The organism is Lactiplantibacillus sp. ME-2, assembly GCF_022549155.1.
GTDB classification, from domain to species: Bacteria; Bacillota; Bacilli; order Lactobacillales; family Lactobacillaceae; genus Lactiplantibacillus; species Lactiplantibacillus plantarum.
In genome coordinates this window covers 45,310-66,591 of sequence record NZ_JAKZEQ010000014.1, presented here as the reverse complement: position 1 = coordinate 66,591, position 21,282 = coordinate 45,310, and the positions used below count along the sequence as shown (strand labels likewise).

Genomic DNA, 21,282 nt, shown 5'->3' with positions numbered 1-21,282 from the left:
ACCCGGTATGGGTTTATTTTTTTACTTTGTGTTGCATTTCAATTGTAAATTCGCCATACACAAAAAAGAGGCTACGACAGATATAGCCTCTTTCATCATGAAAATTAACGATTACGCTTTTATACTAATTATCCAGTATCTATTTACTTACCACATGGTCCTCATCCAACATGTACTGGAACGCCACGTCACCAGTCAATAAGTTAGCTTTGAACAAGCCCTGGTTACCATTGTTTTCGTCACCCATGACCACGAAGTACGCGGCACCTTCATCAGCCACATGTTGAAAACTCAGGTAGTTCCCCTTGAAACCTTGCTTGCGGAACAAACCAATAATCCGGATCATTTCACGTTGTGTCACTTCATCTGCTGCTACTTTTTCACTCATATTTAGCTTTAACTCCAATTCTCTGCTTTATTCTCATTCTGCCGTTTTGGGAGCTGGTCTTATTTCCAGAAATTACTCTTATCGGCCCTCAGCGCCCAAAAAAGCACTCCCCTGAGACAGCGGAGTGCTCCAAAAAACTAGTAAATAACTATTAAATTATTTGCCTAACTTTTCCTTACCAAGAACCTTTAACTTTTCATCAAAGTCATAGACAACTGGTTCGCCAGTAGCCATTTCAAGGTCCATGATATCATCATCACTGATTTGTTCGATGTACTTGCTTAAGGCACGCAATGAGTTACCGTGGGCAGCAATGATTACATTCTTGCCGTCTAATAACTTAGGTGCGATTTGGTCTTCCCAGAAAGGCATAACGCGTTCCAAGGTAACCTTCAAGTTTTCGCCACCAGGGACGATGTTAGGGTCTAAGTCAGCGTAACGACGATCGTTAACGGCTGAACCTTCATCATCGGCACTCAATAATGGAGGTAAAACATCATAAGAACGACGCCAGATATGAACTTGGTCGTCACCGTATTTTTCAGCGGTTTCCTTCTTGTTCAATCCTTGTAATGCACCATAATGACGTTCGTTTAAACGCCAAGTCTTGGTTTCTGGAATCCAAAGTTGGTCGGATTCTTCAAGCACATAGTGCAAAGTCTTGATGGCACGAGTCAAAACTGAAGTAAAGGCGTAATCGAATTCTAAGCCTGCTTCTTTAACTTTTTGACCAGCAGCCTTAGCTTCTTCAACACCCTTTTCGCTTAAATCAACGTCAACCCAACCAGTAAATTGGTTAGATAAGTTCCATTCACTTTGACCGTGACGAATCAATACTAATTTTGCCATAGCAGTTAATGACCTCTTTCTTAAGTTATTTACTCACCCTATTTTACACTGAAAAAGCGAAAAATCAAAACAATATCAGCGCTTATTTTCAGAATCCGGGTGGAAAGTAATCGTTTTTTTCAGATTAATGTTAGGTCGCGGCCGGTGAACCGGTTTCACGCCGATGATGTCCAAAATAAAGTTAAAAATCGGTACACCGACGATCAGTCCCCAGACACCAAACAGACGCTCACTCACTAGTAATACGACAAACGTATAAAAAATGGGCAGCTCCGTGCGACTCGACATAAACTTGGGATTCAAGACATAGGCTTCTAAGGCGTGCACAACCAAAATCATTAAGAGCATATAGACCACGTAGCGCAAACCGCCAACCGAATAGGCAATCAAGCTCAGCGGTACGACTGAAATAATCACCCCAGCGACTGGAATCAGACTTAAAATAAAGATCATTAATCCCAAGCTAATCAGTTGAGGCATCTTCAAGATTGCCATGAAGGCTACCGTAATCACCGTATTGACAATCGCAATCAAGAACTGCGCTTCCAAAACAACGCCAAAGCTATTCACAAACTTTTTGGCAAAGAAATGGACGTCTTGAAAGAACCAGCCAAACGTACTGGTCAAAAAGCGCTTCGTGAAGACCCGCATCTGATGATCCTCAATCGTAAAGAAGAAGCTCAAAATAAATGACAAGAAGAAGGTTAGTCCCATATTACCAATATTAGTAATATACTGGAACACAACTGAAATACCGCCCTTCAATTGTTTGAGTATATCCGACTCTTGAAAATACGATGTCACCCACGTCAACACTTGGTTAGTATCATGTGATGGGTTCTGATAAAACCGATAGACTGATTCAAACGTCAAAAAAGTTTGTTTGATCAACTGCGGTAAATAAATCGATACAGCAAAGTAAATTCCAAGAATGACTAGTGCGTAGACCACTAGGACAATGATCGTCGGTGGAATCTTCACCCACCGCCGAACTGCCCGAACTAACCGCGTCACTAAGAACGTAAAAATAAACGTTAATAAAATAATACTCATCATACTTGATGCCAAGTATAGCGTTAACACAATCAACGCCAATACGCAGGCGCGCCGCCAGCGCACATTTCGTATTAACTGTGACCAAAATTCCACAAAATCCACCCCTCTACTATCCCTTACTCCTATTCTAACGGAAAGTCTCAGCAATAAAAATTAAAAGGCCGTTGTGAATCAACAAAAAACGTGTCAAGTTTATCACTAATCGCACGATAAACTTCACACGTTCGTTTAAATAAACACTTAATAACTTATGAGAACTGCATCTTTAAGCTCTCTAATCCTAGTGCTTGGTGAATAATAACTGAGGCGCCACCCAACAAGGCCGCCGATTGTACGTTCTTAGTTGCAATGATTGGAACTTGCCGACTTGGCGAAGTTAGTTTGGCTGTGCTCTCCCGAACATTAGTCAATAGTTGTGGCAAAATTTCTAGAACGGTCGTGTTCAACACAACCACATCCGGCGCGAACGCCGTGGAAACATTCGCAATCACTTTAGATAGATAGTAAACAAAGTCATCGAAGACCTTTGTCACTTCCGGATCATGATTGATGTAGTCATGCTTGACCGTCGTTAAATCTAATCGATCAACATGCTTGATGGCCTTCAACCGAGCCCACAAGGCTTTTTCAGAAGCATAATCGTTAACGGATGCCAAGTGGTCCTCAACGTGCCGATCTTCTAACAAAGCAGTCCCCACTTCACCTGCTTCGCCTTCATGACCAGAATATAGTCGCGAATCAGCCACGATTCCCGCATGAATTTGATCGCGAACGACTACTGAAACCACGTTATCGAAAATCTCATTGTCATGGAAATCACGTTCAAAAACGGCCGTTAAGTTAGCTTTCTTTTCCAGAACTACCGGAATCCGTAGCTTATCACGTAAATACTTTGCTAGATCAAAGTGTGTTAGTCCCTTGATCGGTGTCTTGAGGATTTTATTCTCATAAATAATCCCATCCAGCGCAATGGCGACCCCCATCAGACCATGAATCGTACCATAGTCATCAACGTTCCGTAATTGATCTTCAATCAAATCAATGACATCCGTCAACGTCATATCGCTCGTCTTAAAGCTTTGAAAGTGCAAAATTTTACCATTCAACCGTGAATACATAAGTTTGACTGCGTCAGCCGTCATGTCAATGCTGGCCACAAAACCATAGTTCACGTTCAGCTCAGCCATCACTGGTTTACGACCGCCGTTTTTCGTGCTGACACCACAGCCAATTTCCTTGATGAACTGGGTCCGCAGTAGCTGATTATAAATATCTGAAACCGTCACTTTATTCAAACTCAAGTTCCGTGAAATCTGGCTCCGGCTAATCGGTCCTTCGTTAATAACCTGCTGCAGAACTTGCTTTTCATTCGTACTGCGCATTACATGTTTATTAATAATCATACTGAATTTCGATGCCCACCATTGACAATCGAACTACTTTACCAAATCATGTTAATTTGGTCTGCCATTAATTCAATCATCAACGGGCACCTTAACCCCCTAATCTGTTAATATTCTATAGCATCAAACAAAAATAGTACACAAAATAGTCAATTTTATACCCATTTTGACATATGAACGTTAAAAAAAGGCCAATACCGATATAAAATGACCGCCCCCGTAGAACCAAAATATCAAGAACGAAAACTTTCCGTCCTTACTCCTACATTCTATAACAGTTTTTATAAAAAAATCACCGATTGACACCTAAAAGTAGGTGTTTTATCGATGATTGTTAAGTGGACTTCCATACTGTTATTAAATTGTTTATATTACTGCAACGACCTCGCTGCTTGCGCCAGAGACATATGTTGTAAACTGGCTTGTTGTAAAATGGCCTCGATTTGGGCATCCGTATACTGACTAGCATTAAATCCAGCTTGCGCTAGCTCCGCACGCGTTGCCTGAATCTGATCAGAGCTATAATTCATCGTTTGGGCAGCTTGCGCCAGTGAGAGGTGTTGTGCCGCTGCTCGTTGCAGAATAGCACGAATTTGGGCATCACTATAACTACTGCCGTCGAGCCCCTTGCGCAGTCAACTCAGCACGAGTCGTCTGCACTTGACTGTCACCATAACTGTTGTTAGCTGCAGCTGACGAGCCCATCGAATGGTTAGCTGAGGAAGTTGATGATGAAGCAGCCGCCTGCTGTTTAGTGGCTGGCGTGCGTTGCGTTTGTTGCTGACTTCCGGTCATCCCCGTAACCGCTTGTGCCGCACTCGGGATCACCGGTGCTGAACCGGTCAATGTCTTGAGTGACGCATTATTTTGTTTCTGTAAATCCAACACATTTTTCCGAATATCCTGATAGTAACGTTGCTTAAACGCCTTATCCTGCAATAACTTAGCAATTACAACGTTAGAATCCGTAAACTCATTCGCTTTATTCAGCTCAGCAGCTTTCTGATACTGTTGTTGATAAGTCTTGCGTTTTTGTTGCACCTTTTTTATTAAGGTAAGTTGTTCTTGGGCCTGATTAATTAACGTAACTGCACCGTGCTTGGTCGTCTTAACCGTCATAAAGTCACGTTTAGCCACGTCAAATTTCCGCGCAGCCAGTGCTTCTTGACCAGCCACATAAGTCTGGGTCTGGGTTAAATACCGTTGCGCCTCAGTACTACTAGCTTTCGTTCTGGTCGCATGTGTAAAACTCGTCTCCGCTAACGTATAATTCCGCTCTTGCAGTGCCCGCTCACCAGTTCGCATTTCAGCCGTGTATGAGTCTTCCTGCAGACGGTACCGCGTATATGAATAACTACCAACCCCCACAGCGATAATTACTGCAAACATGATCCACATCCATCTTTTCATCACGACACCCCCATCAACTGATTTTGTAATTAATTTATTATAACATGTTTACGAATCAGGTCGCGATTCGTTGTGCTTACAAAACTGTTTTCATAAGCGTATAATAATTAGTGTATTTTACGAAGAAAGGATCCTTATTGCAATGCTAGAAAAAACCTTTTACCACACCCTTCTAAGCCACTCATTCAATATGCCCGTCACAGTCAACTACTGGGATGGAAGTAGTGAAACTTATGGTGAAGGCACACCAGAAGTCACGGTGACTTTTAAAGAAGCCATTCCAATGCGTGAAATTACCAAGAACGCTTCAATTGCCCTTGGTGAAGCTTATATGGATGGCAAGATTGAAATTGATGGCAGTATTCAAAAATTAATTGAATCGGCCTATGAATCGGCAGAAAGTTTCTTCAACAATTCTAAGTTCAAGAAGTTCATGCCTAAACAATCTCACTCTGAAAAGAAGAGTCAACAAGACATCCAAAGCCATTACGATGTGGGTAACGACTTCTACAAGATGTGGCTTGATCCAACCATGACCTATTCTTGTGCTTACTTCAAACATGACACTGATACATTAGAAGAAGCCCAGATTCATAAGGTTCATCACATCATTCAAAAGCTCAACCCACAACCTGGCAAGACCTTACTAGACATTGGTTGCGGTTGGGGTACGTTGATGTTGACTGCCGCTAAAGAATACGGCTTAAAAGTCGTCGGGGTCACGTTATCACAAGAACAATATAACCTAGTTGCTCAACGCATCAAGGATGAAGGCCTCAGTGATGTTGCTGAAGTCCGGTTACAAGATTACCGTGAACTTGGCGACGAAACTTTCGACTACATTACCAGTGTTGGGATGTTCGAACACGTCGGTAAGGACAACTTAGCAATGTACTTTGAACGCGTTAACCACTATCTTAAAGCTGACGGTGTTGCCCTATTGCACGGCATCACCCGGCAACAAGGTGGCGCCACTAACGGTTGGTTAGATAAGTACATTTTCCCAGGTGGCTACGTTCCTGGGATGACCGAAAACTTACAACACATTGTTGACGCCGGCTTACAAGTCGCTGACGTTGAAACCCTCCGTCGCCATTACCAACGGACGACTGAAATCTGGGATAAAAACTTTAACGCTAAGCGCGCTGCCATCGAAGAAAAGATGGGCGTGCGCTTCACTCGCATGTGGGATCTCTACCTACAAGCCTGTGCCGCTTCCTTCCAGTCTGGTAACATTGACGTCATGCAGTACCTCGTAACTAAAGGTGCTTCATCACGAACCTTACCAATGACCCGGAAATACATGTATGCGGATAACCGAATCAATAAAGCTTAATTAAATGCCAAAATACCAACTATCTCGATTATTTCGAAATAGTTGGTATTTTTTTGACCATTTTTCAGGAATGACTGACAACTAGCTTTCAGTCACCGCCATGCGTACCCAACCCAAGATCTGATGGTAGATGAGTAACGATCCTAGGAAGAAAGCGGCCGCTAAACCGGTGGATGTCGGTAGTTTGTTAAACATATTGGCTGGTAACACTAAGGCTAATAGTGGAAAGGCATACGCTGCTGGCAATTGTAAGTTAAGCGCCCGTAACCACAAATACACAAGTGGTAAGGCAATGACCGTCGTTAATAGCCACGAAGCAATCAATAGGTGAATGCCGACCCCAATACTAGCAGCAGCCGACAATGCAAGCCACTGCTTAAGTGCGGTCGTTACCGTATATTCAGACTGTTGAGCCGCTTCAAAGAAAACGACGATCACGGGTGGGATTGCGGCCATCTGGGGCTGTCCCGCTAGCCAAACAATACCCACCCAGACAAAAACTAGGCTGATAAAGCCGAGCATTTGCCAGCGACTAGCAGAAGCTTCGGTTACCCGTGAGATTGATCGCGGTCGTTGAATCCAAGCCCCAATCATCAGGCAAATAGTCCAGAAAAAGATGGCTACGATAAAGGTCCAGTGCGTTGCATTAATGATAATTGGCAGTAAGCCAGTAGCAAAGGCTGGCGCCAAATTCGATTTTAACCCCTTCAATAATAATAGCATCAGTAATAGACCGACAAGCACTTTGAGGGCGTACGACCAAGGTAGTTGATTGACTAAGAAGCCAATAATTGCAGTTCCAGATGGTACTAAGAATAACTTTAAGGGTTGCCGAGTCCACGCCGTCTTACGATAAACCCACGTCCCGGCTGTCAGAGCACCGATTTCGGGTAAAATGATTTCCGCATCATGTTGCAATGTGGCACTCGCCATCATTAATAGAATGAAGCTCCACCCAGCTAAGTATCGCCAACCATCGCTTTGCTTTAAATCCATTTCGACAAAATATTCCTTTCTTATATTTAATTAGATATATTTATGTTATCAAGTGTCAACGACTAGCATTGTACCATAAATACAATCGTCTCCTCAAATAATCCTGAAAACACATCAACAGTTTTCAGGATTATTTTCAATCACTTTCCTGACCTATAAATCAAAATTCGACTGAGTAAAGTCTTACCCAGTCGAATTCAGTCGTCGCGCCAACGCAGTCGCAACGTTATCAACACCGCAGTCAGAAAATTATGCATTTTGCATAAGCCTTTTGATAACTAAACGGTTATGCTATTTATCGTACTAGTAATTGGTTAACCAGCCTACGTACACTAGCCGTTACGGCCTAACATCAAAAATATGAAGATGGCTTCTGCTACTCGTAACCACCACCGATATCGGTGCCAGCGTAATACCGACCAATGGTGTTTTAGCCACTGATTGGCATAGTGCGCAATCAGTGGCGCCCCGATAATCATAAAACCCTCGGTCCAAAAATCGACGCGGGCGGGCCAAGTCGTGTTATCAAAACCAGCACCAATGGTCGCAACTACGAGCAAGATGTAGAGGCCCCACAAACTGATTTGTAAAGGTCGTTTGATTTTCGGCCACCATTGCCGGGCCTGTATTCGCTTAATCATTGATTGATGGTGCGGCCGATAATGCTCATGACCAGGTAACGCTGCTAACATTGCAGTCGCACTTTGATATCGTTGCTGTGGGTCTAGGGCCGTGGCCTTCATAATAATCGGGGCCCATGTTGAATCCTGTGTCAGTGTCGTTGTATCTAACGGCCCGCTCGGCTCTTGACCAGTCAACAAACAGTTTAGAACGACCCCTAACGAATATAGATCGCTCCGTTGATCCGTTTGGGCGAAGCCATAGTTTTCAGGTGCGGCAAAACCGCTCGTGCCTAATAAACGAGTATCACTGTCTTGCTCAGCATGATATTGTCGCGCTGCGTTGACATCAATCAAATAGTAGTGATCCCGATAACACATCACGTTACTTAGTTTAAGGTCCCGATGCACAATTTGTTGTTGCCCCAACGCCTGTAGCGTTATCAACAATTCTTGTGCGACGCGCACCGTCATTTCGGGGGAAAACGGTCCTTGTGTGGCCAATCGATCTACTAGTGTTTGACCATTAATTAAGGTCTCAACACTTACAATGCAATCAGTCGCCGTTAATAATGCTTCGATCCGGGGCATTCGGGGAATTGGCTGCTGCTTCAAACGCTGTAGAACAGGAACATTATCAGGATTTACTAGTTTAGCTACCGAAACAACCTGTTGCTTCTTAACCAGTAACGGAAACTCGCGTTGCGCAACTAATGGTCCTAGTGGTTCATAACCAGCCGTACTTAACAATTGCATTGCTTGAACAATCGGTAACACCGTGACACCCCCCTTTTTATCAAAATTACTAACTTTTATCATAACCATACTTTTGGAGGAATTACAATGTCAAAATATCAGAATAACGAAGTCACACCAGTCGCACACCAGTCGCGAACAGCCGAATTAGTTTTAGGAATTATTGGCGGTATCTTCGGTATCATTGCCGGCTTACTGGCGATGACCATCGGCGGCATCGGTAGTGCTTTAGAAACCAGCGGATCGGCTGGGGTCAGCAATCTTGGCGTTGGCTGCATTATTGTCTCTGTCCTCGCGATTATTTTAAGTGTCATGATTAATCGCAATCACGTTTTAATGGGCTGGTTGATCATCCTTTGTGGGATTCTTAACTTCGTCTTTGTCAGCTTCTTCGGGATTCTAAGCGGTCTACTCATTGTTATTGCGGGCGGCTTAGCACTAAGAAAGTAGGTAAGCTCATGCAAAAAACGAAAGCTTGGTATCAAAAATGGTGGGCGTGGGTCCTGATTCTCCTTGGCATCTTCTTTGTCATCAGCCTCGTCAATTCTCCACAAGACGGTAAAAACTCACAAGCAGCGACGACCAAAAAGACCAGCGCTAGCAAGTCCACCGCTGAGGAAACCCCGGCAAATACGATTTATAAAGTCGGGCAGACAGCCACCATCAATCACGTGCAAGTAACGGTTAATAATGTTAAAACCGCAACGACGCTCAATGATGTTCAGCCTAAAACTGGCAATCAATATTATACGGTCACCGTAACATTGAAAAATAGCGGTAGAGATAAAGTCAGCTATAACCCGTTTGACTTTAAAATCAAGGCCGCCGGTAACCAAACTAGCCTAGATGAGATCAACATTGATGAAAATAACCAATTAGATAGTGGTGACCTGACCGCTGGTGGCTCTGTCAGTGGTACCATGACTGGTCAAGCCAAAGCAGATGGGTCCGTTGAACTCATCTACAATCCCAGCTACTTCAGTGATCGGCATTTGACCTTTAAATTACAGTAGTTTCTGGTACACTAATACTAATTAAGAAGGAGTATTAGGGGGGCACTAACCGTGGTAGAACGCGCAACTAAGGAACTATTTAACGAAATCAAACATGCAAGTGAGGCCGACCAATTTATGACAAATATGGCCAATAGTTTTATTCGTACCAATCCGGCGGAATACCTCGCCGAGCTTATTCAAATCAAACACGTCACTAAAAGCCAAGTCATTCGGCGCGCTAATCTAACGCCCTCGATTGGTTACCAGTACTTCGATGGCAAGCGCCGACCTAACCGGGCTCGCATCATCGCCCTCGGATTCGGTTTTCAACTGACCCTGACCGAGCTTAACACGATGCTCAAGCGAACTGGTTACGCCGTCCTTTATGCTAAGGATGAATGGGATGCTCTGGTCATCTTCGCACTTAGTCAGCGCTTTGATCTTAATCGTACTGATGAACTACTTTATCAATACGGTCTAGGCACGATTACCGACGAAGATTAGCGTAGTTGCCAACATCCACACTAATGTCCTATGGCAGACTCACGCCAACTAAAAGTTCGGCATAACCAGGTTCTAGAATACTAAAAGACCAGGCCCTAATGAGTTGAATGCTCATTAGGGCCTGGTTTGCTCAATCTAGGTCAAAGATAAAGATGATGGTTTCAATCAATACAATGAACGGGATGTATCGAACAAATAAGATAAAGTACCAGAAGGCCTCGTTAAAACTCACAACATTGAATCTAGTTATCCCTAGAATAATCAAACAACTAACTAGTATCAAAATCGAAAATAGCTTTTTTACCCTTAATCGTTTGCCAAACCCTGACCCCATAATTACAGCCAGCAACAGCCCACAGCTCACATACCCAGTGAGCTGATTACTATCCAGCTTAAATCCAACCTGAACCCCCGTCGAAAAGTAAAGTGCCGCAATGTATATCAGCAAGTAAATCCCTGCAATAACTTGAATTCGTCTGTAGCTATTCATATGTCTCCCCAATTTAGCAGTTCTTAGAATAAAACTATACTAAAAGGAAACCAATAAGCCAATGCTTTTTTCAGCTATGTAGCACCTGTAATTAAGCATCGTTAAAATAAAAAATCTTCAACAATAAATATTTCAATCCCGGTTGTTCAACTTTAGAACCGTGCGCAAGGCCGATTAAGAAGCTACAGCCAGGCACGCTCAACGGCACTATCTTACGCATCCACGTCCGCTCCCAAAACAGATAAGCACTGTTCCAGCTGTAGCTGGCAAATTCTTGATTATTAAATTAATAATATTCAATTTATACATTGGGATTAACTCGTTTATAACCGAAGACAGATTGTCGAAGTGCTACCGCTGCTTTCTGAAAATATTTTTTAACACTTGGACGCTTTGCACCATCAAAAAAGACCAAACGCATTGCGCCTGACCACTAAAATCAACTCGTAGTGAAGGTGATAAATACCTCGTTCTAAACTGGCGCAATCAAATAATACCCGCCACTAAGTCCAATGAACAAGTAGATCAAATGCCGGACTGTCGTCATGGGTAGCCGCGGCAGGATTCGTGCCGCCAGCGCCGTCCCAATGACCGCACCTACCATACCAATCATAATATGGGGGAGCAAGACTGGCGTCAGAATACCGTTCAGTACGCGGACTGTCGAAATATAGACCACATCGATCAAAAAGAAAGTCTGCAAATTTCCCAAGTAATCCGCAGTCGTATCGGCAAGTGATAGAAAATAAAGGGCCATCAGCGGGCCGCCAATACCGAATAACCCATTGAAGAACCCCGAAATAATCATGAAGAGACCGGCTAACCACCACGGATAAGTCTGATTCGCCGCACGTTTGCTCAGACTAAAGTACCCGGCTAACGAAACTAACAGCGCACCTAATAACCGTCGCAATAATTGCACATCTAAAACTTGACCAAGATGTACCGAATAGGCCGCCACACTGGCATAAACGATAAACGGCACAATAATCTGACGAAAGTGGATATGCTGATGATAACGCCAAACTAATGTTATGACACTGGCTGCCATAATAACGCCCGCCACGGCCGCACTTTGAGCAATCGGAAACAACTGTGGTAAAAAGATCATCATGACGATGGCCGCACCAAAGCCCGTTAACCCTTGGACCAGACCAGCCAATAATCCGGGTAAGAAAACCAATAACCATACCATCAACGTATCCTCTTTTCATCATAATAAAAAAGAACCGGGTCACCCAGTTCCAACAAAATCTAAATATGAATTAGTAACACAAAAATCATCACTGAGACTAGACCAATCACCACTGATAAAGTCATTGAACGCGTACGATAAGCCACAAATCCAACGAGAATAGCAGAAATAATCATCCCCAGATTGCCAGAAGTGATCACTGCGTACTTACTATCGATAAAGACACTTTTAACAACTAACGCCGTGAATAGTGAGACGGGTACGAACCGCATCCATTCATTAAACCATTCTGGGATCTTCCGCTTCGTAAAGAACAGTAGCGGGAAAAAGCGTGGTATGAAAGCCACACACGCACAAAAAATGACCAACCAAAAATGGTCCATACTACTCATTGAGCTGACTGATTGCATAAGAAAAACCCCTCTGTGCCCTACTTGTCAGATTCTTCCATGGCTGTTTGGCCAGTAGGATCGTGAACCTTATAGAGTAAATGACTTTCTGGCTTATGTGCCAACAAGTAACGTTCAATAAAGTAACCGGTCAACGACGCGAGTAGTGTTGACACCACTAGGCCCAGCGTACTCTTCATTAAGACCAGAAAACCTATCGTTAGAACGCCAGACAAAACTGCCACTAAGATAATCAAGCGGCTCTTAGTTTGCATAATTGCCATATAAATGAATAGTGCCGTCAGCGCAAAATCCACCACTTGGAGATTAATCGTCAATGCACTGCCAATCAAACTACCGATAATATTACTTACCGTCCAAAATAATAACGAATAGTGTTCGACCATTAAGGCCTGCGATGGCTTCCAATGCTTGTCCGTCGCAAACTTTAAATAGTTGACCGCGTAATTTTCATCATTCATCGAAAACGCAAACGTAAAAATGAACGGTAATGATTGCCCCTTCAGATAGCGCGATAAGCTGGAACCTAATAAGGCGTACCGTAACTCCAAGAAAAACATCATCAAAATAATGGTTGTCATCGGTGCATTAATTGTCAGCATCGATGCAATTAAAAATTGGGCGCCACCGGAAAAGACCATTACCGAAATTAACGCCGTCAGTAGATGGTTGAACCCGGCCGCATGCAATAAAACCCCACAAGCTAACCCGATGGGAATATAGCTAAGCCCAAGTGGCATTACTGTTCGTAATACCACTAACCAATTTGGCTCGTTCTTTTTCACCAAGAATGCCTCCAGTACCATACCAGTAAAGAATTCTAGCAACAACAGCGAGCGTCAAATTACTTAGACACTCGGACTTAATTTTAACATGTTTTTTATTGCAATCCTACACCTTGTTAAGTTTTTAAGTGTATGTAAGCGGTATCAATACCATTTTTCACTTGAAATGTTGTCCCAGAATCACTAAGTCATTCGGTCGGCCACCTAATTCAGCGACTTCTGGCAGAAACCCCCACTGTTCGTACCCAAACTTTTTGAACAGCTTAATGCTTGGAATATTACTTGAAAAAATATAAGCGATAATCGTTGTTAATCCCAACACAGGTAATTGTTTAGGAACTAATGTCAAAACCTGGCTACCGATTCCCTGTCCTTGAACACTGCAATCCAAATAAACTGAAATTTCAGTCGTCTTTGCATACGCTGCCCGTCCATAAAATGGAGATAGGCTAACCCAACCGACCACTAAGTCGTCCCTTACAACAACCCACAGCGGATAGTGTTCAGGGGTATGACTCAAAAACCAATTTCGACGTTGCTCAACCGTAACTGGTTTAAGATCAGCCGTCACTTGATGACTGGGAATCGTTTGATTGTAAATATCTACAATAATGGGTAAATCTGACATGGTTGCAGTTCGTAATGATACGCTCATAGGTAACTTTCACTCCATTCGGTTTAACCACTGTTATCAGTCTTCATTATACAGTTAATCGTGGATCATGCTAACAAATTCTACATAAATGGAACCGTAATTTATCCGCAAAGCTAGCATTCAAATATTAGCAAGAAAAGAAAGAACACTCAAACTGGAACGCTTGTAGCGAATAGTCGAAGTAGTGACTAAGATAGGCACACGGCCTAATTTAGGGAATAATTTTTAACAAAGCACCTCATAATTATCCCGATTTAAACGTTGCTTTTTTAGCATCGCCAAATGAAGACTATTAATACTCTTTTTATCATAACATCCGCAGCCGTTCAACTTGGTCATCCTTGACAGTGCCTTTTTGAAATTACTCTGGATGCTAATTATTTTTAATTAGCTAAATCAGTGGCACAGCCCTGGTCATTAGTTGCCTGTCATGAATCACTATTGCCAACAAAAAAATCCTCCTTGAGCAGGCAAGACTCAATTACTAGCTTGCCTACTCAAAGAGGAATATATCTTTTAAGAAATATCTCGTAGCGTTTACTAAGCTAATGCACCCACAGAATCCAATACACTAACCGCTATAATTTAGTTGAACCAGCTTTTAACCCCGCGCCACATCCGTACAAAGATATTCGCTTTGTCGATGGACTTCTTAGGCGTTATATTGATGGTCATATTCTTACTAGTCGTTCCGTCAACTACCTTGATAGCTTTCTTGCTTAGATTCAAGTTAACAGTACCGACAGTCTTGCCATTCTTAACGGGTGCTTGTAATTTACCATCGGTTGTCGCCGACTTCTTCAAGCTGACCTTACCAGTAACGGCACTAGCATCCGTCCCAGTTGGCAAGTAGATCTTGGTTGCACCACTATTTGAAACGAGTTGCGACGTTAAGGACTTCCCATCTTGGACATCAACGGCTTTCACACCATTGATCTTGCCATTCTTATTAATCGTCGTAGTCGTGTAGTTGTGGTAAACATATGACATGATTTCAGCCGTTTGAGTGAAACGTTCCGTCCCACTATCGTTAGCGGCGCCGGCATGCATGACGACCGTAATAATCCGGTTACCATTGCTAAACTTAACGGTCCCAGTGAAGGCATTCCCAGCCTTAGTGGAAGTCCCCGTCTTCAAACCATCCACAGGAAGTGCGGAATAATGTTTAACCAGTCCTTTGAGCATGTAGTTGCGGTTATCCATCTTGGTTGCTGAACTAGTACCCTTTTCAAACCAAGCATGGGCAATGCTAGAAGTCTTTAAAACTTCTGGGTAATCTGATAATAGCTTTTGCGCAACGGTAGCAACATCTTGTGCTGACATTTCGTTTTCAGCACTGGCGGCAACGTTACTGTACCCAATCGTGCTGCCAACTTCTTTATTGGTTAATCCACTGGCATTAATAATGGTGGCGTCCGTAATACCCCATGATTTAGCCGTCTTCCGCATCAAGCTAACAAACTTATGGGGCGTCCCGGCTACCGCGTCACCCAAGGCTGTGATAGCGGCGTTAGCGGAATAGATTTCAGTCGCGTTATATAGTTGCCGCACTGAATACGTCTTCGTTGATAATAACGGTACGTTCGCATATTCCGTGTTTTGGCTCATCTTAGCGACTGCCTTGCTGACGCTGATCTTTTGATTCCAAGACAATTTACCTTCATGAATCGCCTTAAGCACTAAATATGTACTTAACATCTTCGTCATTGATGCGATCGCCATTGGCTTACTACTGTTCTTATCATACAAGATCTGACCGGTCGACGCATCAACCGCAATAGCGGCTTTCGCAGAGATCGATGGTGTGCTGGCTGCTTGGGCCTGGAGGTCAGCCCCCGCAATGCCTAAACCAGCTGTACTAAACGTGACTGCCGCAACGAGGGCAATCATAACTTTCTTTAACTTTCCCGCAAATCTCATTTCTCAATTATCCCTTTCTTAATTGCTAATGCTAGTTTTAGTTTAAATAATTATGTCTGTGGAAACAAGTTAATTTATCATATCCGATTGTTTTTTTGTTAATGGGTGGTCATGTTTAACTGGCAAATGAATAACAAAGCTTGTCTGCTCATCATCACTTTGCGCATAAATATAGCCACCGTGGTGATCCACGATACTTTGGGCAATCGCTAAGCCCAGTCCAGAGCCCCCGGTCGCCTTAGAACGCGATTCTTCAACCCGATAAAACCGTTCAAATAAGCGTCCCAACGACTCAGCTGGAATACGCTGACCATCATTCGTGACGTGAATCACGACTTCTTCACCACGTTGTTCAGCTTGTAGTACTACGTTTTTAGCACCAGTTCCATATTTAAACGCATTAGTGATCAAATTGCTGAAGACCCGCCCCAGCTTTTCAGCATCGGCTTCAATGTAAATAGGCTGCGTGCCACTTTCTACTTCAATCTTCAGATGCTTCTTGTTCGCTTCCAGCTCAAAGCTTGCCGCTAACTGTTCTAACATGGCCGTCAAGTTTAACCGATTAATGGCCAACGGTGTCTCTGTCTGCCGTGATTTCGTATATTCAAACAGATCTTCAACCAGTGACTTCATTTGTGTTGCCTTCAAATAGGCAATATGCGCATATTTAATTAAATCCTCTTCTGATTGGTACTGTTTGTTCTCAATTAAGCCTAAATAGCCGATAATTGACGTCAACGGCGTTCGAATATCATGACTGACATTCGTAATTAACGCATCCTTAGACCGCTCAATTTCCCGTTCCTCGTCCATCGAGTGAATTGCCGAGTCTACTAAGGCATTAACACTTTCAACGACTCGTTGTGTATCACCAGTCAGATTAAAGTCAATCCGATGGTCAAAGTGGCCGGCCGCAATATAATGCAACTCACTAATAATATGTCGTAACTGCATCTGTTTGTATCGTCGAATTAATCGCCAATATAATACGAAACCGTCCGCAATCAGCATCAGTCCAATAAAGATGTTTTCATAACTCCATAGCTGGTAGTTATTGGGACCAATGGTAATCGATCGTTTAATTTGGAAAATACCGCTCTGTAACCCCGGATTATGCGCAATCGTACTGTTGATCAGTACTACGATCGACAAGTTTAAAAGGAGTAGCAAAATCACCGTCACTACCCCTTCAAAAAATAATTCACTTTTTTCGCGTCCCGTTAATTTCAAAAGCTAACCCTCACTCTTAACGCGATTCGATCTTATAGCCAACGCCCCAAACGGTCTGAATGACTTTTTCTCCATCCGTGGCTTCTTCGATCTTATCCCGCAAATGACTCACGTGCACCATCACGGTCTTAGCTGAGACAATACTTTCTTGCTGCCAAACACGTTCAAAAATATCATCAGCTGAAAAGACTCGGTTAGGATGACTTGCGAGCAAATACAAAATACCAAATTCTAACGCGGTTAATTGAATATCCTTACCCGTCAACGTTTTAACTTCGTGCGAATCTTTATTGATCGTTAACGGTCCAATGTCCAAAATATCAGGCTCGGTAGTCGTCACGTTATTTTCGGAACGTCGTAATAGTGACTTGACCCGTGCCATAATTTCAAGCGGATTGAATGGCTTGGTGACGTAATCGTCAGCTCCCGTAATCAAGCCCTGAATCTTGTCCATATCGCCAGTCTTGGCCGACAAGACTAGGATTGGAAGTTGGGAATCTTTCCGTACTTCTTTGATGACCTCAATCCCATCCATTTCAGGCATCATGATATCCAAAATCATTAACGCAATATCAGGATTCGTATTTAATTTAGTCAAAGCTTCACGGCCATTATAGGCGCTAATTGGTTCATAGCCTTCGTTTTTAATATAAATTTCTAATAGTTGTGCAATTTCTTTGTCGTCATCGACTACTAAAATTTTCATCTTATTTTTCTCCTTAAATAATTCTGTTTTTATTTTACCAAAAAAGCGGCCGGGCTTGGCAGTTAACGATTGATTTTAGAGAAAACGCAACTATTCCGCGTCATTTGCCGTACGGTGAACTAATAACCAGGTATAGTATCCACCTACTAAGATCAATAATCCCGCCGCAACCCATATCGTCCGTAATGTCCACCACCGCTGCAATATCGCCGAAACAATCGCGCCCGTAGCAAAGCTCAACACTAATTCCCAATACACTAAACCAGTAGCCAGCTCCGTGCGCACGCCTGTCAACCAATAATTCGTCAGCGCGATCGTTGCCTTCTTGAGATTACCAGTAGAGAACACGTTATTATAGCCGTGGCCGGCGATTGCGCTGAAGGCTGTCGTCTGCATCGCCATCACGAATGCGAGTGGTGGGACCACCATCGCATTACTAACAGTCGCTGGTAGCATGCCGACCATTAAACAAACAACCAGCTCTGCCACCAAAACGGGCAAGCGCCAGTAGTGTGACCGCGCGCCCAACCATTGTTTCAGTATACCCACGACAATTACACCTAGTGTAAAAAAGAGGACTGTTGCTAATTTAGTCAACACACCCGGTAAATTCCACTGTGCCACATCAACACTGAGAAAAATCAAATTACCCGTTTGACCAGCTGCTAAGACACCACCCCGTTGGATGAATGTGTATGCGTCAATAAAGCCACCGATACAGGTTAAGCCCAAGCCAATTTCTCGTAACTGGAATAAATGGCGTGACTGAAACCGTTGCATCTACTCACCTACTTAATATGTTGAATTTGGCACCTCACTAAACTGGTACAATACGTTTTAATAAGTCCATCATAGCGCAATTAATCATCAGTACCTAACGAAAACGCGCCTTTTAACCCATGACAGGTTAAGAGACGCGTTCATAATCATCACATCATTGCTGATGATTCTATTGTTAGCTATTTTGGGTGGTTAAATAATCATTAAACGCTGGTGCGAAATGGGCATCAACTACCTTAACGTGGGCCGCTTTGAAAACTGACCGAATCGTCGCAACTTGCGTCTGCTTGTCCATCATCCGCTGTTGCTGGATTTTTTCACGCAAATAATTTGTCACATCAATCTGCTTACCGCTATCATCAGTTACAGCCGCAGTCTTGGATCGACGACTGACAACGTTGATAATTTCATAAGTTGGTTTGTCTTTCGTGTCGGCAGTTGCCATAACTGTTTTGACCGGTTTCGTGACATAGTGTCCCACTCGTAGTTTAGCTGTGGCCTGTACAATTGCTGGTGCTAGAGTTTGATTATAACTGTCAAACTGCGCTAATTTTCCAGCAGTTGTGTGCGCTTGTCGATTATTCTGATATTTTCGCACTTGCGAATCAAAGCTAGCACCCGCATTCAGTTCAGCAATAATTTTTTGCGCTTGCTTCTCATTGGCCGTCGCAATGTGTTGAACCGTTGTCATTGGCATATAAGCTGCTCGGGCTTTTTTTAGTTGCGCTTTAGTCACTGGATACTTAGCACTAATGGCTTTCTCCATCAATAAATTCGCTTTGATTTGCGATTTTAAACGCGGTTCAGTGACATGATTACGTTCTAAAATCATGTGATAATTTGCGCCTGCCTGCCGTTTGAATGCTTTTAATTTAGCAGTTACTTCAGCTTGTGAAACATGATATCGTTGATTAAGGACTTTGTTTAGAGTCAATTCTTGAACAGCCTGTTGCGTCGTCGCCTGGTTTTCAATTTGTTTAAATACTTCCGCTTGTGTGACCTGGCCAGCATCTGACTTGACCAATGTCGTAGCCTTCGCTTGACACCCTGTTAACATGACTGCGATGACTAGACTCGCACCTACCCCTATTAACCGATACTTCATTTATATTAGCCCCTTTCTTTGCATCACTAATACCACGATATCATTAAAAATCTAATGAACTTAATAAGTAACACAATCGTGTACAGAGCTAGTATCAACGTCCTAACAAGAAAGAAGCACTACGGTCAATCTACACGAACGTTACATCTGCCTATATTTTCTGCTGGTACTCACCAGACAAAAAAAGCGTAGAACAAAGTTGATGTTCTACGCTTACTTGATGCTTATTCAACTAAACCAATCAGACTGACTCATACGATATCGTCATTTTAACCGTTGACTGAATAGTTCGGTGCATTCTTTGTAATTTGAATTTCATGTGGATGTGATTCGCGGAGCCCAGCGCCAGAGATTTCAACAAACTGGGCGTTTTCGATCAAGGCATCAATGTCTTTAGCGCCAACGTAGCCCATGCCAGAACGTAAACCACCTAACATTTGGAAGATAATATCATCAACGCTGCCTTTGAATGGCACACGTCCTTCAACACCTTCTGGAACTAACTTGTTCGCTTCGTTCACGCCGCCTTGGAAGTACCGGTCAGACGAACCATGAGCTTGTGACATCGCCCCAACGGAACCCATGCCCCGATAGAACTTGTATTGACGGCCATCGTCAAAGACAACCTCACCCGGTGCTTCGGCTGTTCCGGCTAACATACTCCCAAGCATCACGGCGTTGCCACCAGCAGCGAGGGCCTTAACGATATCACCGGAATACTTGATCCCACCATCAGCAATGATAGCTTTGCCGTATTCGCGAGCAACGCTGGCAGAATCATAAACCGCTGTTAATTGTGGCACCCCGACACCAGCGACAATCCGGGTCGTACAGATTGAACCAGGGCCAATCCCCACTTTAACAACATCAACACCAGCTTCAAATAAAGCACGCGTGCCTTCTGCCGTCGCAACGTTACCAGCAATCAATGTCTGCTTAGGGAAGTGGGCCCGAATTTCCTTGATCTTCCGAAGCACACCAGCGGAATGACCATGAGCCGTATCAATAACGATGGCGTCCGCACCAGCGGCAAATAGGGCTTCAGCCCGGTCAAAGGTATCACTAGTGACCCCAACAGCCGCAACGGCCAACAAGTGATTGTTGGCATCAACGGCAGCGTGTGGGTGATCATCATCCTTAACGACCGCTTTGATCTTCTTAACTTCTTCAGCCTGCGCTTCAATGCTTAAGTTCTTATGGATAACAGCTAAGCCACCTTGGTTGGCCATCGCGATTCCCATTGCGGATTCTGAAACAGTATCCATTCCCGCACTAATAATTGGAATATTCAGCTGTAAATTATCGGCAAGTTTAACACCTAAATTGACTTCATTCGGTAAAACATGACTTTCGGCCGGAATTAATAGTACATCATCGAACGTATAACCCTTTTTTCCAAACTTTGTATCCCAATTAGACATTGAACGTTAGCTCCTTATGTTTTTATTTTTATCTGTAAAGGTAACAAAACATCGCGATAAATGCAAGGGGTTGCGCAGATTTTCAGAAAGTTCTTATTTTAAGCCTGTAACGCCCAACCGAATGTTCCAGGTTGGGCCGAGCGTACTTCACACACAACTTTCATTCAGTCATTACATCCGTATCACCAGTTTAAAAGCTAACTAGGTGAATAACAAGCAATGACCACTTGCAATCGACAAAAAGACAAGCCAATGCACGCCATCAGCTTGTC

General features: G+C 43.3%; 21 protein-coding genes and 1 pseudogene. 4 read left to right on the top strand and 18 right to left on the bottom strand.

Going from position 1 to position 21,282, the window contains the following annotated elements; all coding sequences use genetic code 11:
• Positions 1-139 precede the first annotated feature (139 nt).
• From MMY95_RS07140 to MMY95_RS07115, 5 genes and pseudogenes are all read right to left on the bottom strand, one after another.
• Complete coding sequence (locus MMY95_RS07140) at positions 140-388, bottom strand: hypothetical protein (RefSeq protein WP_003642404.1); 249 nt, start codon at positions 386-388, stop codon at positions 140-142.
• Between the two features lie 156 nt (positions 389-544).
• A complete protein-coding gene (locus MMY95_RS07135) occupies positions 545-1,237 on the bottom strand; it encodes a 2,3-diphosphoglycerate-dependent phosphoglycerate mutase (protein WP_003642405.1) in 693 nt (230 codons plus the stop codon).
• Positions 1,238-1,312: 75 nt separating this feature from the next.
• Positions 1,313-2,386, bottom strand: coding sequence for an AI-2E family transporter (locus tag MMY95_RS07130; protein ID WP_003642406.1), 1,074 nt, complete (start codon positions 2,384-2,386; stop codon positions 1,313-1,315).
• 155 nt (positions 2,387-2,541) lie between these two features.
• Positions 2,542-3,696, bottom strand: coding sequence for an ROK family protein (locus tag MMY95_RS07125; RefSeq protein ID WP_003642407.1), 1,155 nt, complete (start codon positions 3,694-3,696; stop codon positions 2,542-2,544).
• A 371-nt stretch (positions 3,697-4,067) separates the two neighbouring features.
• A pseudogene (locus MMY95_RS07115) lies at positions 4,068-5,106 on the bottom strand (cell surface protein).
• 142 nt (positions 5,107-5,248) lie between these two features.
• On the opposite strand from MMY95_RS07115, the gene MMY95_RS07110 reads away from it, so the two are divergent.
• Positions 5,249-6,442 (top strand): cyclopropane-fatty-acyl-phospholipid synthase family protein, encoded by a 1,194-nt coding sequence (locus tag MMY95_RS07110; RefSeq protein WP_003642409.1) that lies wholly within the window; start codon positions 5,249-5,251, stop codon positions 6,440-6,442.
• Between the two features lie 81 nt (positions 6,443-6,523).
• Here the strand turns inward: MMY95_RS07110 and MMY95_RS07105 are convergent, their stop codons facing one another.
• Both MMY95_RS07105 and MMY95_RS07100 read right to left on the bottom strand, forming a co-directional pair.
• The gene (locus tag MMY95_RS07105) at positions 6,524-7,438 is read right to left on the bottom strand and encodes a hypothetical protein (protein WP_241277568.1); all 915 of its coding nucleotides are present in this window, start codon (positions 7,436-7,438) and stop codon (positions 6,524-6,526) included.
• A gap of 332 nt (positions 7,439-7,770) precedes the next feature.
• Complete coding sequence (locus MMY95_RS07100) at positions 7,771-8,877, bottom strand: protein kinase (RefSeq protein WP_033616191.1); 1,107 nt, start codon at positions 8,875-8,877, stop codon at positions 7,771-7,773.
• Positions 8,878-8,901: 24 nt separating this feature from the next.
• Here MMY95_RS07100 and MMY95_RS07095 point away from each other — a divergent pair, with 24 nt between their 5' ends.
• Genes MMY95_RS07095 through MMY95_RS07085 form a run of 3 tightly spaced genes read left to right on the top strand, consistent with a single transcriptional unit; the run spans position 8,902 to position 10,313 of the window.
• Entirely contained in the window at positions 8,902-9,264 is a 363-nt protein-coding gene (locus MMY95_RS07095) for a DUF4064 domain-containing protein (RefSeq protein ID WP_003643441.1), read from the top strand.
• Between the two features lie 8 nt (positions 9,265-9,272).
• Positions 9,273-9,827, top strand: a complete 555-nt coding sequence (locus MMY95_RS07090; RefSeq protein WP_241277567.1) for a DUF4352 domain-containing protein — start codon at positions 9,273-9,275, stop codon at positions 9,825-9,827.
• A gap of 51 nt (positions 9,828-9,878) precedes the next feature.
• Positions 9,879-10,313 carry a hypothetical protein gene (locus MMY95_RS07085; protein WP_015826011.1) on the top strand — a complete coding sequence of 145 codons (435 nt, stop codon included), beginning with the start codon at positions 9,879-9,881 and terminating at the stop codon, positions 10,311-10,313.
• Positions 10,314-10,894: 581 nt separating this feature from the next.
• Here MMY95_RS07085 and MMY95_RS15920 read toward each other — a convergent pair.
• From MMY95_RS15920 to MMY95_RS07035, 11 genes are all read right to left on the bottom strand, one after another.
• On the bottom strand, positions 10,895-11,023 hold the full coding sequence (locus tag MMY95_RS15920; protein WP_013355956.1) for a hypothetical protein: 129 nt from the start codon (positions 11,021-11,023) through the stop codon (positions 10,895-10,897).
• 252 nt (positions 11,024-11,275) lie between these two features.
• Entirely contained in the window at positions 11,276-11,998 is a 723-nt protein-coding gene (locus tag MMY95_RS07080) for a sulfite exporter TauE/SafE family protein (protein ID WP_003642418.1), read from the bottom strand.
• A 59-nt stretch (positions 11,999-12,057) separates the two neighbouring features.
• Positions 12,058-12,408 (bottom strand): AzlD domain-containing protein, encoded by a 351-nt coding sequence (locus MMY95_RS07075; protein ID WP_003642419.1) that lies wholly within the window; start codon positions 12,406-12,408, stop codon positions 12,058-12,060.
• Between the two features lie 20 nt (positions 12,409-12,428).
• A complete protein-coding gene (locus MMY95_RS07070) occupies positions 12,429-13,214 on the bottom strand; it encodes an AzlC family ABC transporter permease (RefSeq protein ID WP_003642420.1) in 786 nt (261 codons plus the stop codon).
• Positions 13,215-13,350: 136 nt separating this feature from the next.
• Complete coding sequence (locus MMY95_RS07065; RefSeq protein ID WP_053267532.1) at positions 13,351-13,848, bottom strand: GNAT family N-acetyltransferase; 498 nt, start codon at positions 13,846-13,848, stop codon at positions 13,351-13,353.
• Between the two features lie 585 nt (positions 13,849-14,433).
• Complete coding sequence (locus MMY95_RS07060; RefSeq protein ID WP_046040601.1) at positions 14,434-15,768, bottom strand: D-alanyl-D-alanine carboxypeptidase family protein; 1,335 nt, start codon at positions 15,766-15,768, stop codon at positions 14,434-14,436.
• A 69-nt stretch (positions 15,769-15,837) separates the two neighbouring features.
• On the bottom strand, positions 15,838-16,998 hold the full coding sequence (locus MMY95_RS07055; protein WP_003642423.1) for a HAMP domain-containing sensor histidine kinase: 1,161 nt from the start codon (positions 16,996-16,998) through the stop codon (positions 15,838-15,840).
• Positions 16,999-17,014: 16 nt separating this feature from the next.
• Positions 17,015-17,704: a response regulator transcription factor gene (locus tag MMY95_RS07050; RefSeq protein ID WP_003642424.1), complete on the bottom strand. Its 690-nt coding sequence runs from the start codon at positions 17,702-17,704 to the stop codon at positions 17,015-17,017.
• Positions 17,705-17,794: 90 nt separating this feature from the next.
• Entirely contained in the window at positions 17,795-18,484 is a 690-nt protein-coding gene (locus MMY95_RS07045) for a YoaK family protein (RefSeq protein ID WP_021337276.1), read from the bottom strand.
• A 175-nt stretch (positions 18,485-18,659) separates the two neighbouring features.
• Positions 18,660-19,589 carry a foldase gene (locus MMY95_RS07040; RefSeq protein ID WP_045351476.1) on the bottom strand — a complete coding sequence of 310 codons (930 nt, stop codon included), beginning with the start codon at positions 19,587-19,589 and terminating at the stop codon, positions 18,660-18,662.
• A gap of 269 nt (positions 19,590-19,858) precedes the next feature.
• Positions 19,859-21,010, bottom strand: a complete 1,152-nt coding sequence (locus tag MMY95_RS07035) for an IMP dehydrogenase (protein WP_003642427.1) — start codon at positions 21,008-21,010, stop codon at positions 19,859-19,861.
• Positions 21,011-21,282: the final 272 nt, after the last annotated feature.